Origin of the sequence: Modicisalibacter sp. 'Wilcox' (genome assembly GCF_010993675.1) — a bacterium.
Taxonomy (GTDB): domain Bacteria; phylum Pseudomonadota; class Gammaproteobacteria; order Pseudomonadales; family Halomonadaceae; genus Modicisalibacter; species Modicisalibacter tunisiensis.
In genome coordinates, this window is record NZ_WNXF01000004.1 from 193,193 (window position 1) to 205,028 (window position 11,836).

An 11,836-nucleotide genomic window follows, 5' to 3' on the forward strand; every position below is an offset into this window, starting at 1 on the left:
CGGAATGTGCGGTATCGTGGGCCTCATGGCCACTCAGCCGGTCAATCAGGCGCTCTATGATGCATTGACGGTGCTCCAGCACCGGGGGCAGGACGCCGCCGGAATGATGACCTGGCACGAGGGACGCTTTCTGCTGCGCAAGAGCAATGGACTGGTGCGCGACGTCTTTCACACGCGTCACATGACGCGTCTCAAGGGCCACCTGGGCATCGGTCACGTGCGCTACCCGACGGCCGGCTCCTCCAGCGAGGCGGAGTCCCAGCCGTTCTACGTCAACTCGCCCTACGGGCTGGCGCTGGCGCACAACGGCAATCTCACCAACGCCGATCAGCTCAAGCAGGAGCTCTACTCCACGGATCTGCGCCATATCAACACCAGCTCGGACTCCGAGGTGCTGCTCAACGTCTTCGCCCACGAACTGGGCAAGCAGGGCCACCATCTCAATCCCGAGGACGTGTTCGATGCGGTGCGCCGCGTCCATCGCCGCTGTCGCGGCGGCTATGCGGCGGTGGCCATGATCAACGGCTTCGGCATGGTCGCGTTCCGCGATCCGCACGGCATCCGCCCGGTGGTGTTCGGCACCCGCGAGACGGTGACCGGGCAGGACGTGATGATCGCCTCCGAGTCGGTGGCGCTGGATGTCGGCGGCTTCGAGCTGGCCCGTGACCTGGCGCCGGGCGAGGCGATCTTCGTCGACATGGACGGGGTGGTGCACACCCAGCAGTGCGCCGATCGGCCCTCGCTGGTGCCGTGCATCTTCGAGCACGTCTACCTGGCGCGCCCGGACTCGATCCTCGACGGCGCCTACGTCTACGGCACGCGCATGCAGATGGGGCGCAAGCTCGGCGACCGGATCCTCCGCGAGTGGCCGGAGCACGACATCGACGTGGTGATCCCGATTCCCGACACCTCGCGGACCTCGGCGCTGGAGCTGGCCCAGCACCTGGGGGTGACCTACCGCGAAGGCTTCATGAAGAACCGCTACATCGGGCGGACCTTCATCATGCCGGGGCAGACCCAGCGCAAGAAGTCGGTGCGCCAGAAGCTCAATGCCATCGATATCGAGTTCGCCGGCAAGAACGTGCTGCTGGTCGACGACTCGATCGTGCGCGGCACTACCTGCAAGCAGATCATCCAGATGGCCCGTGAGGCCGGGGCCAATCGGGTGTACTTCGCCTCGGCGGCGCCGCCGGTGCGCTACCCCAACGTCTACGGCATCGACATGCCGGCCGCCGGCGAGCTGATCGCCCACGGGCGCAGCGAGGTGGAGGTCGGCGAGCTGATCGGTGCCGACCGGATCTTCTACCAGGACCTGGAGGATCTCAAGGACGCCTGCCGCGAGGTCAACCCGGCCCTCGAGCGCTTCGACTGCTCGGTATTCGACGGGCAGTACGTGACCGGCGACATCGACGACGCCTACCTGGCCGCCCTGGAGGCCTCGCGCAACGACGCGGCCAAGACGCAGGACGGCAGCGTGCATGCCGTGGTCGATCTGCACAACGACGTCGAGGACTACGGCTGAGGGGGCCCGCACCATGCAGCAAGACGACTTTCACGCCGATGCCCTGTCGCTGGAGACGCTGGCGGTTCGTGCCGGCCATGTGCGTACCGCCGAGCAGGAGCACGGCGAGCCGATCTTCACTACCTCGAGCTTCGTCTATCGCAGTGCGGCGGAGGCGGCGCGCAAGTTCGGCGGCGAGGAGCCGGGCAACATCTACTCGCGCTTCACTAACCCCACGGTGCGGATCTTCGAGCAGCGCCTGGCGGCGCTCGAGGGCGGCGAGCGCTGTGTGGCCACCAGCTCGGGCATGGCGGCCATCCTGTCCACGGTACTGGCCCTGCTCGAGGCGGGTGACGAGATCGTCGCCTCGCGCTCGCTGTTCGGCTCCACGGTGAGCCTGTTCAGCAAGTACCTGGGCAAGTTCGGCATTACCACCCGCTACGTGGAACTCGGCAATCTCGAGGCCTGGGAGGCGGCGATCACCCCGCGTACGAAGCTGCTGTTCGCCGAGACGCCCTCCAACCCGCTCTCCGAGCTGGTCGACATCGCCGCGCTGGCGGAGATCGCCCATCATCACGGGGCCCTGCTGGCGATCGACAACTGCTTTCTGACGCCGGCGCTGCAGCGTCCGCTGGCGCTGGGCGCCGACCTGGTGATCCATTCCGCCACCAAGTACCTGGACGGCCAGGGACGCGCCATCGGCGGCGCGGTGGTGGGGCGCGACAAGGAGCTCGAGGAGGTATTCGGCGTGGTGCGCACCTGCGGGCCCTGCCTGAGCCCGTTCAACGCCTGGATCTTCCTCAAGGGGCTCGAGACGCTCAGCCTGCGCATGCGCGCCCATTGCGACAACGCCCTGGCGCTGGCCCAGTGGCTCGAGGCCCATCCGGCGGTGGAGCGGGTCCATTACAGCGGCCTCGAGAGCCATCCGCAGCATGCGCTGGCGCGCCAGCAGCAGTCGGGCTTCGGCGCCGTGCTCGGCGTCGAGATCCGCGGCGAGCGCGAGGGCGCCTGGTCGGTGATCGACGCCACCCAGCTGATGTCGATCACCGGCAACCTGGGCGACGTCAAGACCACCATCACGCACCCGGCGACCACCACGCACGGGCGGTTGTCCGACGAGCAGAAGGCCTCCGCCGGCATCCGCGAGGGGCTGGTCCGCATCGCCGTGGGGCTCGAGGCCCTCGACGATCTCAAGGCGGATCTGGCGCGCGGCCTCGACGCCCTGGCCTGAGCATTCGGCGCGCTCCGTGGCGGGGTGGCGGGCGCGCCGTCCCGTCCGCGTGTGCCGATCGGCTGCGCGCCTTGAAGTTTCCCGGAACGTCTCCATCTAGGGGGTGAAGTTGAAGCCAATCGGATTCAAGGAGACCTCGATGAAGATCCTGATGGTGCTGACGTCCCATGACCGCATGGGTGACACCGGCCACAAGACCGGATTCTGGCTCGAGGAGTTCGCCGCGCCCTATTACGTGTTCAAGGATGCCGGCGTCGAGATCACCCTCGCGTCCCCCGCCGGCGGCCAGCCCCCCGTCGATCCCAACTCCACCCAGGAAGATGCCCTGACCGAGGCGACCCGTCGCTTCGAGGCCGATGAGGAGGCGCGCGAGCAGCTGGCCCATACCCGGCCGCTGGATTCGGTCAATGCCGAGGACTTCGACGCGGTCTTCTACCCCGGCGGCCACGGCCCGCTGTGGGACCTGACCGACAACCCCGATTCTCAGCGCCTGATCCAGGCCTTCCTGACCGCCGAGAAGCCGGTGGCCACGGTCTGTCACGCGCCCACCGTGCTGCTCAACGTGCGTGACGCCTCCGGCAAGCCGATCGTCGAGGGACGCCGGGTCACCGGTTTCACCAACAGCGAGGAAGCGGCCGTGGGCCTGACCGAGGTGGTGCCGCACCTGCTCGAGGAGGAGCTGGTCAAGCGTGGTGCCCGGTTCGAGCGCAGCGAAGGCGACTTCACCGCCTTCCAGCTGCGCGACGGCCTGCTGATCACCGGCCAGAATCCGGCCTCCAGCGCCCCCACAGCCGAACTGCTGCTGCAGGTGCTGCGCGGCTGAGCGGCCACCGCACAACGTCGCTGTTGATTGGCCCCGGGAGCCCGGCTCCCGGGGCCGTTGCGTGTCAGGGCGGGTGCCCGAGTGGCGTCAGTCGGTGTCGTCTTCCGCCCGGTAGGTCGCCATGAAGCGGTGATCCAGGTGGCGCTTGAGCCACAGCGCCGAGCGCCCCCGCCACCACAGGCGCCCGCGCAGCGCCAGCCCGCGACCATCGCCCAGGTTGAGTATCGACAGGTAGCGCCGCTGCGGATGAAAGGGCTGCAGGGGCTCGTCGCTAAGCCGGGCCTCCAGGTTGGCCAGGAGCACCGGAGCCTGACGCACGCCGAACACCCCGAGCTTGGGATAGGGCGCCGAGGCCAGCCAGGCGCAGTCGCCGACGGCGAAGAGGCGGGGGTCGTCGGGCGAATGCAGGGCGGGCGTGATCGCCAGCCCCTGATGGGCGTCCTGAGGCAGGTCCAGGGTGGCGATCAGTTCGGGCGCCACCAGTCCCGTGGCCAGCAGCAGCTGGTCGGCCGCGACCTGGCTGCCGTCGTCCAGATGCAGCGTGCCCGGCTCCCAGGCCATGGCCGAGGCGGCGAGTTCCAGCCGGGCGCCGCGTCGCATCAGCCGTCGGGCGACCCAGCGCCCGGCGCCGCGCGGCGCCCCCGGGAGCAGGCGCGCGTCGTTGCCGACCAGCGTGACGCGGGGCGAGCGGCCATAGCGCTCGAACAGCGCCAGCAGGTTGGCGGTGAGCTCGACGCCCGTGGGGCCGCCGCCGATGACCGCCAGCCGGGGCGGCGGGGCGGACGTCGCCAGGGTGCTTTCCAGCTGCTGGCGCAACTGCCAGAGGCGGTGGACGGGCTTGGCCGCCCAGACATCGGGGGTGCCCGGCGGGGCGAGGCGTGATGGCCGATAGACCTCGCTGCCCAGGTTGAGTGACAGCAGGTCGTAGGCGAGCGGCTCGTGGTTGGCCAGATGCAGTCGACGCTGGCGGCGGTCGATGCTCACCACGCGGTCCTGCACCACGTCGCCGCCCCGGGCACGCATCAGCGCCGTCGGGTCGAGTCGATCCTCGTCATCGCGATAGTCGCCGCCGAGCATGCCGCTGGCCATGCCCGAATACCAGAAGGCGCCCGGCGTCACCAGGGTGACGTGGGCACCCCGGGCGATGAGCCGGTCGACGTTCGCCGCCAGATGCAGGTGGGCGTGACCGGCGCCGACCAGCACCACTCGCGTGATCTCGTCCATCGGATAGTCTCGTGGAAGCCTTGTCACCAACCTACCATTGTGTCGGTGGGCGGGGGGATTTTCGTGCACGGAATACCGCCGGGGCACCTGCGGGCTTGAAAAGCCGGAGGCTCGGCCGCAGGACGGATACCGGGCGGCCGCTTCCGGCGCGTCCCGATCCACGCAACGAAAGGAGTCCCGCATGGCCTCGTCAATCATTCCGCAGCCGGGTATCGGCACCTTCCGGCTCAAGGGGCAGGATGCCATCGATTCGGTGACCTCGGCGCTGGCGCAGGGGTACCGGCATGTCGACACGGCGCAGATGTACGACAACGAGGAAGCGGTCGGCGAGGCGATCCGCCGCAGCGAGGTGCCGCGCGACGAGCTGTTCCTGACCACCAAGGTGTGGTGGGATCGTCTGCAGCATGATGCGCTGATCGCCAGCCTCGAGGAAAGCGTCCGCAAGCTGGGCGTCGACCACGTGGACCTGGCGCTGATCCACTGGCCGTCTCCCGGTGACGAGGTTGCCATGTCCGAATACATCGGCGCCCTGGCCGAAGCCCGCGAACGCGGCCTGACCCGGCACATCGGGGTGTCGAACTTCACGATCGCCCATCTCAACGAGGCGCTCTCGGTCCCCGGCGGCGAGCATATCGTCACCAACCAGATCGAGGTACATCCCTTCCTGGCCAATCACAAGCTGGCCCGGCACTGTCAGGACAAGGGCATCCAGGTGACCGGCTACATGCCGTTGGCGGTGGGCAAGGTCCTGCACGAACCGGTCCTGCAGCAGATCGCCGCCAATCATGAGGCCACGCCCGCCCAGGTGGCGCTGGCCTGGGTCGCCGCCCGGGATATCGTGGTGATTCCCTCCTCGACGCGCCCCGAGCATCAGCGGGCCAACCTGGCCGCGCTGGACCTCACGCTGAGCGATGACGAGATGGCGCGCATCGAGACGCTGGACATCGGCGAGCGGATCGCCAACCCCGATTTCGCCCCCAGCTGGGACACCTGAGCCCCGCCAGCCCGGGCACGAGGCCGGCACGGCATGACAAGGAGCGGTCGGTCGGCTTCCGTCGCGTGATGCCTGCCGGGCGTGTTGGGTTGTATCGATGGACATGCCAGAATGCGCGCTTTTCCTGAACAGAAGAGGCCGTGTTGTCTCCACTGGCGCATCAACTCTGGCGACAGACCTGGCCGATGGCGGTCGGGGTGCTGTCCCTGCTGGGCTTTCAACTGGTCGACAGCGCCTTCATCGCGCGGCTGGGCACGGCGCCGCTGGCGGCGCAGTCGTTCACCTTTCCGCTGTCGTTTCTGATCATCGGCGTGCAGGTGGGCATCGGCATCGCCATCGCCGCGCTGATCTCCCGGGCGCTGGGCGCCGGCGAGACGGCCCGGGCGCGACGACTGGGCGCACTGGTGCTGCTCGGCGGGAGTGCCCTGATCGCCTGCCTGGTGGTGGGGCTGCATGTCGCTCAGACGCCGCTGTTTCGCCAGATCGGCGCGCGCCCGGCGCTGCTGCCGCTGATTCGCGACTACTGGGCCCCCCAGCTGCTGGCGGCCTGGCTGGGCGCCGTGCTGTATTTCGGCTACAGCCTGTTCCGCGCCCACGGCGATACCCGCCTGCCGGGCAAGCTGATGGTGCTGACCAGCCTGCTCAATCTGCTGCTCGACCCCCTGCTGATCTTCGGCGTCGGCCCCTGGGCGGGGCTGGGGCTGCCCGGGGCGGCCTGGGCCACCAGCCTGGCCTTCGGCAGCGGGCTGGCCATCGTCGGCTGGCGCCTGGGCCGTTCCGACTGGCTGACCGCCAGCGGTCTCGTCGCCGAGGCGCGCCGGTCGACACGCCCCTTCTTGGGCATCGCCATGCCGGCCATGGTCAGCCAGCTGATGCCGCCGCTGGCGGCCATGCTGGCGACGGCGGTGGTCGCCACGCTGGGCGATGAGCGCGTGGCGGCCTGGGGGCTGGCCAGCCGCCTGGAGACGGTGTCGCTGATGGTGGTGCTGGCGCTGACCATGTCGCTGCCGCCCTGGCTCGGGCGCTGCTACGGGGCCGGGCACTGGCAGGAGATCCGTCGGCTGATGGCGCTGGCCTTCAGGGTGGTGGTGGTCTGGCAGCTGGCGCTGGGCGTGGTCATGGCGCTGCTGGCCCCGTGGCTGGCCGCCGTGCTGTCGGGCAATCCCGAGGTGCGAGATGGACTCGAGGCGCTGATCCGGGCCCTGCTGCCCAGTTATGCGCTGCTCGGGGTGTGCATGGTCGTGGTGTCTGCCGCCAATGCGCTGGGCTGGCCGCTGCGGGCCATGCTGATGTCGGCGGCTCGGCTGTTCGTCTGCTACCTGCCATGCCTGTGGCTGGGCACGCAGTGGGGCGGCGACATCGTCGGCACGGCCTGGGGGGCGGCGCTGGGCAACCTGCTGGCGGGGGCGCTGGCCTATGCGCTGTTCCGGCACTCGCTGGGCGATCGAGGAAAGCTGGTGGAAAGCACTGCATGAAAGTCATTTTTATATGTTTTTAACCGAAATATTGGCCAAATTCGCACTGAAAATTATTATCGAGAGCGATAAGTAGCATAATTTCCCGGGCCTGCCCCGCCAGAGACTGCGCGCTCGTGGCCGTGGTGGCCTCGGTCATGCAACCCGAGGGCGGCGTCGTTGATGGGTCAGGGGCGCTGGGCCAGCGCCAGCTTGACGCCGAACAGCACCAGCACCGAGCCGGTCACGCCATCCAGCGTGCGCGACAGCCAGCGCTTGGCCAGCCAGTGTCCGGCGCGATCCACCATCAGGGCGATGCCGATCTGCCAGAGGTTGGCGATCACGAAATGCACGCTCGCCAGCCACAGCGACTTCAGCAGCGCCGGATCCCCCGGCGCGATGAACTGCGGCAGGAAGGCCATGTAGAAGACCACGGTCTTGGGGTTGAGCACGTTCGACAGCAGGCCTTCCCGGATCGGTTGCCAGAGGCCGACCGGGCGCTGCGCGCCCGTCACCCCGGCGACCGGCAGCGGGTTGCCGCGGCGCGCACTGCGCAGGCTCTGGAGGCCCAGCCAGACCAGATAGGCGGCCCCGGCCAGCTTGAGCGCGCTGAACGCCCAGGCCGACTGCAGCAGGATCAATGAGATACCCAGTGCCGACACCGTGGCGTGGACGAACAGGCCGCAGCAGATCGCCAGGCTGGTGAGTATGCCGTCGCGCACGCCGCCGCGGGCCGTGTTGCGGATCACCAGCAGGGTATCCACGCCCGGGGTGATGCTCAGCAGGGTGATGGCCAGCAGGAAAGACAGGAACTGGGTATCGAACAGCATCGGGGCCTCATATCGAAAGCGTGAGGGTCAGGGCAGCAGCCAGCGCCAGATCACGAAGGCGCCGATCATCACCACCGCCAGGCCGAACAGCATCAGCAGGCCGTCCTCGGCGGCCAGGCCCAGCCCCATGAGCACGATGGCCAGCGCCGGCAGGGCGGCGGCGAAGGGCAGCAGCTCCAGGGGCATCATCGACAGGCCGAGCAGGACGGCCAGCAGGGCGATCAACCGCCGCGAGACCGGGTTCACCAGCACCCGTAGGCGCACCTTGAGCAGCCGGTCGAAGCGCCGTGTCCAGGGACGCAGGCGGGTGACGACGGCGTGCAGGCGGTCATGGTCGATGCCGCGTTCGCGCAGCCGGCGCGGCAGCCAGGGGCTGCGCTTGTCGAGGGCCAGCTGGCCGGCCACGGTGGCGATGAACAGGCCGCACAGCGTGGGCACGCCGGGGATGGCGCCGGTGGGCAGGGCCGCGATCAGTGCCGGGGCGACCAGCAGAGGGCCGAAGCCGCGAGAGGCGAAGGTGTCGATGATGTCCTGCAGGTGAATGGTGCGCCCGGCGTTGGCCTCGTCCATGCCGTCGAGCAACTGGGTCAGTGTCATGCGTTCGGCCATCGTGAAACCTCCCTGGTGGATGGCGGGCAGCTCCGTTGCCCCGTGCCGTGCGCGGTCAGAGGCCGCGACGGGCGTTCTTGTAGGTGATCTGGTCGTTGAGCGTCCAGAAGTCGTAGAGAATGCCCACCAGAAACAGGCCGCCGGTGAGCAGGTAGAGCAGGCCGGTCAGCCACTTGCCCATGTACATGCGGTGGATGCCGAACACGCCGAGAAAGGTCAGCAGCACCCAGGCGACCGTGTAGTCGATCGGCCCGGCTCGATAGCGAATGTCGGCCTGGCGATCCATCAGCGGAATCAGGAACAGGTCGATCAGCCAGCCGATGCCCAGCAGGCCGAGGGTCAGAAACCAGATTGTCCCGGTGACCGGCTTGCCGTAGTAGAAGCGGTGGGCGCCGGTGAAGCCGAAGAGCCACAGCAGGTAGCCGATGGCCTTGCTGTGGGTGTTCGAGGATGCCAGTTGTGTCACGCCAACTCCTGTGGTCGTTTCGCGGTTTCGGAGGGCGAGCCGCGTCGGGCTCGCCCGTGAATCGGGGTCACGACACCACGCCCAGTTCCCGCAGGCGCTCCTGCAGATAGGCGTCGGCCGTGTATCGCTCGGACAATACCACGTCCGGGCGCGGATGGAGGAACAGCGGCAGCGACAGGCGCCCCCGATGGCGGCTGTCGTCGCCGGGGTTGGTGACGCGGTGCGTGGTCGAGGGAAAATAGCCGTGCGAGGCCTCCTGCAGCATGTCGCCGACATTGATGATCAGCTGCCCGGGGTCGCAGGGGACCGGGTGCCAGTCGCCGTGGCGGTCGCGAACCTCGAGCCCCGGCGCGTTGGCCGCGGGCAGCACGGTCAACAGGTTGATGTCCTCGTGGGCGGCGGCGCGCACCGCGCCCTCGGGCTCGTCGCCGGCCAGCGGCGGATAGTGCAGGACCCGCAGCAGCGTCTGCTCGCTGCCGTCGATCATCCGTGACAGGGGCTCGTGAAAGCCCTCGGCCACCTCGGCCGGGGCCTCGCGCTCGATCCAGCCGAGCAGGGTCCGTGCCAGACTCTCGGCACGACGATAGTAGGCGAGGATATCGTCGCGCAGGGGCTCCGGGAGACGTCCCCATGGGTAGACATGGTAGTACTCCTTGAGGTCGCGCTGGCCATGGCCCTTGGCGGTCTCCGAGATCTCGGGGGGAAAGTAGCCGTCCTGGCGCTGCGGGTCGAAGCGCCATCGGTATTTGTCGGGCGAGGCGAAGAAGGCCTCCCAGCGGGCGTAGATCGTTTCCACCTGCGAGAAGGGGATCGGGTGGTTGCGCAGCACCGCGAATCCCGTCTCCTTGAGCGATGTCATGAAACGTTGCGGCGCATCGGGCGAGGTGTAATCGACGTTCTGGACGTGCATGGTTTTTCCATCTATGTTGCGTATTGCGGGCGTGGCGTGATCGGCGAGATCCAGTTCAGCGTAGCTTGACACGGTTCGAAACGATCATGCATGATCCGCTGCGTAGGTTAGCAAGTTGAATGGCGTCGGTTGGTTGTCGATTCTCGAAACTCTTCAGTGCGCATTCCCCCCTTGTCTTACCACGCACTTCGGGCCCGAGGCGAGACGGTCTTGCCCACCCGGTATCATATTTAGCTAGTTAAGGAAATCGACAATGGCAACTGGCACTGTCAAGTGGTTCAACGACACCAAAGGCTACGGCTTCATCTCTCCGGACGACGGTGGTGACGACCTCTTCGCTCACTTCTCCGAAATCCAGGCAGACGGATTCAAGAGCCTGCAGGACGGTCAGAAAGTCTCCTTCGAGGTGACTCAGGGCAAGAAAGGCCTTCAGGCTGCCAAGATCAAGGCTCTCTAAGTCTTGATGGCGGGGCCGGCGAGCCATCGTCGGCCCAAGCGATCTCGAATCGCGAGACCCCGGTCAATCGACCGGGGTCTTTTCGTTTCAGCGCGTCTGGGTCGCGGCCAGGTGACGGTAGAGTTCCCGGATGCCGAAGGTCCAGGGCGGCAGGGCGTCGCTGCGATCGACGTGGTTGACCAGGGCGCCGAGGCTCGGGGTGGCGATGGTCACACGATCACCGATGTGGTGGGTGAAGCCCTGGCCCTCGCCGTCACGGTCGAGGATCGGCGAGAACATCGTGCCCAGAAACAGCATGAATCCGTCGGGGTACTGATGATGGGCGCCCAGCGTCTGCGCCACCAGGTCGAGCGGATCGCGGCTGATCTGGCGCATGTCGCTGGCATCCTCGAGCAGGAAGTCGTCGTCGCTGCCCTCGATGCGCAGGGACACCTGCGCCCCGCGGATCGTGTCCAGGGTGAAGTGCTCGTCGAACAGGCGCACGAAGGGGCCGACCGCACAGGACGCATTGTTGTCCTTCGCCTTGCCCAGCAGCAGCGCGCTGCGCCCCTCGATGTCGCGGAGGTTGACGTCGTTGCCCAGGGTGGCGCCGCGGGCCTGTCCCCGGCTGTCGACGGCCAGCACCACCTCCGGTTCCGGGTTGTTCCACTGCGACGCCGGGTGCAGTCCGACCCCCTGCCCGAACCCCACGGCCGAAAGCGGTTGTGACTTGGTGAAGACTTCCGCGTCGGGGCCGATTCCCACCTCCATGTACTGCGACCAGGCGCCCCGGGCCTGGAGCTCGCGTTTCAGCGCCTGGGCGTCCGGAGAGCCCGGCCGGATGCGCGACAGGTCGGTACCGATCAGCGACTGCAGCTCCTCGCGCAGGGCATGGGCGCGCGAGGCGTCGCCGCCGGCCTGTTCCTCGATGACGCGTTCCAGCATCGACACGGCAAAGGTGACCCCGCAGGCCTTGATCGCCTGCACATCGCAGGGCGCCAGCAGGTAGAGAGCGCTGGGCTCATCGCGCAGCGAGTTGGCAAGCAGGGTCTCCACGCTGCCGAGGACGTCGCCGTCGGCCGTGGCGACGAGTTCATGGGCGCGGGGATCTTCCAGCAGGTCGGCGAGGGTGGCGGCGTGCGCGGAGAGGTCGATCACGTCCCCGCCGCGAACGGCGACGACGGCGGGGCCGGGACGTGGGACGTCGCGCCAGACGCGGCCCACCAGCAGGGCGCGCGCGTGATCGTCGGGCAGATAGCGCTCGCTCAAGGGTGACGACATGAAAAAGCCTCCTGTTCGGATGAGAGGGCCGACAAACGTCGCACTGACGTGTCGAAGCGATGGTCTATCATTGTCAG

At 68.0% G+C, this 11,836-nt stretch carries 12 protein-coding genes; 6 read left to right on the top strand and 6 right to left on the bottom strand.

Translation table 11 applies throughout. From position 1 onward, the window contains the following. Window positions 1-4: 4 nt before the first annotated feature. The 3 genes from purF (at window position 5) to G7A98_RS05615 (ending at window position 3,555) form a co-directional block, all read left to right on the top strand. Window positions 5-1,522: an amidophosphoribosyltransferase gene (purF, locus tag G7A98_RS05605; RefSeq protein ID WP_163648500.1), complete on the top strand. Its 1,518-nt coding sequence runs from the start codon at window positions 5-7 to the stop codon at window positions 1,520-1,522. A gap of 13 nt (window positions 1,523-1,535) precedes the next feature. Then, the gene (locus G7A98_RS05610; protein ID WP_163648501.1) at window positions 1,536-2,732 is read left to right on the top strand and encodes an O-succinylhomoserine sulfhydrylase; all 1,197 of its coding nucleotides are present in this window, start codon (window positions 1,536-1,538) and stop codon (window positions 2,730-2,732) included. Between the two features lie 139 nt (window positions 2,733-2,871). After that, the gene (locus G7A98_RS05615) at window positions 2,872-3,555 is read left to right on the top strand and encodes a type 1 glutamine amidotransferase domain-containing protein (RefSeq protein ID WP_163648502.1); all 684 of its coding nucleotides are present in this window, start codon (window positions 2,872-2,874) and stop codon (window positions 3,553-3,555) included. Between the two features lie 87 nt (window positions 3,556-3,642). On the opposite strand, the gene G7A98_RS05620 is transcribed toward G7A98_RS05615, so the two are convergent. Beyond that, the gene (locus G7A98_RS05620; protein WP_163648503.1) at window positions 3,643-4,779 is read right to left on the bottom strand and encodes an FAD-dependent oxidoreductase; all 1,137 of its coding nucleotides are present in this window, start codon (window positions 4,777-4,779) and stop codon (window positions 3,643-3,645) included. 181 nt (window positions 4,780-4,960) lie between these two features. On the opposite strand from G7A98_RS05620, the gene dkgB reads away from it, so the two are divergent. Next, entirely contained in the window at window positions 4,961-5,773 is an 813-nt protein-coding gene (dkgB, locus tag G7A98_RS05625) for a 2,5-didehydrogluconate reductase DkgB (RefSeq protein WP_163648504.1), read from the top strand. A gap of 185 nt (window positions 5,774-5,958) precedes the next feature. Next, window positions 5,959-7,248 carry an MATE family efflux transporter gene (locus G7A98_RS05630; RefSeq protein ID WP_163648571.1) on the top strand — a complete coding sequence of 430 codons (1,290 nt, stop codon included), beginning with the start codon at window positions 5,959-5,961 and terminating at the stop codon, window positions 7,246-7,248. A 167-nt stretch (window positions 7,249-7,415) separates the two neighbouring features. On the opposite strand, the gene G7A98_RS05635 is transcribed toward G7A98_RS05630, so the two are convergent. The 4 genes from G7A98_RS05635 to G7A98_RS05650 all read right to left on the bottom strand — a co-directional run bounded on the left by G7A98_RS05635 (window position 7,416) and on the right by G7A98_RS05650 (window position 10,042). Continuing rightward, window positions 7,416-8,057 carry a LysE family translocator gene (locus tag G7A98_RS05635; RefSeq protein WP_163648505.1) on the bottom strand — a complete coding sequence of 214 codons (642 nt, stop codon included), beginning with the start codon at window positions 8,055-8,057 and terminating at the stop codon, window positions 7,416-7,418. Between the two features lie 27 nt (window positions 8,058-8,084). Next, on the bottom strand, window positions 8,085-8,666 hold the full coding sequence (locus G7A98_RS05640) for an exopolysaccharide biosynthesis protein (RefSeq protein ID WP_163648506.1): 582 nt from the start codon (window positions 8,664-8,666) through the stop codon (window positions 8,085-8,087). A gap of 55 nt (window positions 8,667-8,721) precedes the next feature. Continuing rightward, window positions 8,722-9,132 carry an NINE protein gene (locus G7A98_RS05645; protein WP_163648507.1) on the bottom strand — a complete coding sequence of 137 codons (411 nt, stop codon included), beginning with the start codon at window positions 9,130-9,132 and terminating at the stop codon, window positions 8,722-8,724. Window positions 9,133-9,199: 67 nt separating this feature from the next. After that, window positions 9,200-10,042 carry an isopenicillin N synthase family oxygenase gene (locus G7A98_RS05650; protein WP_163648508.1) on the bottom strand — a complete coding sequence of 281 codons (843 nt, stop codon included), beginning with the start codon at window positions 10,040-10,042 and terminating at the stop codon, window positions 9,200-9,202. A gap of 253 nt (window positions 10,043-10,295) precedes the next feature. Here G7A98_RS05650 and G7A98_RS05655 point away from each other — a divergent pair, with 253 nt between their 5' ends. Then, complete coding sequence (locus G7A98_RS05655) at window positions 10,296-10,499, top strand: cold-shock protein (RefSeq protein ID WP_163648509.1); 204 nt, start codon at window positions 10,296-10,298, stop codon at window positions 10,497-10,499. Between the two features lie 87 nt (window positions 10,500-10,586). Here G7A98_RS05655 and G7A98_RS05660 read toward each other — a convergent pair whose 3' ends face one another. After that, window positions 10,587-11,759 carry a fumarylacetoacetate hydrolase family protein gene (locus G7A98_RS05660; RefSeq protein ID WP_163648510.1) on the bottom strand — a complete coding sequence of 391 codons (1,173 nt, stop codon included), beginning with the start codon at window positions 11,757-11,759 and terminating at the stop codon, window positions 10,587-10,589. Window positions 11,760-11,836: the final 77 nt, after the last annotated feature.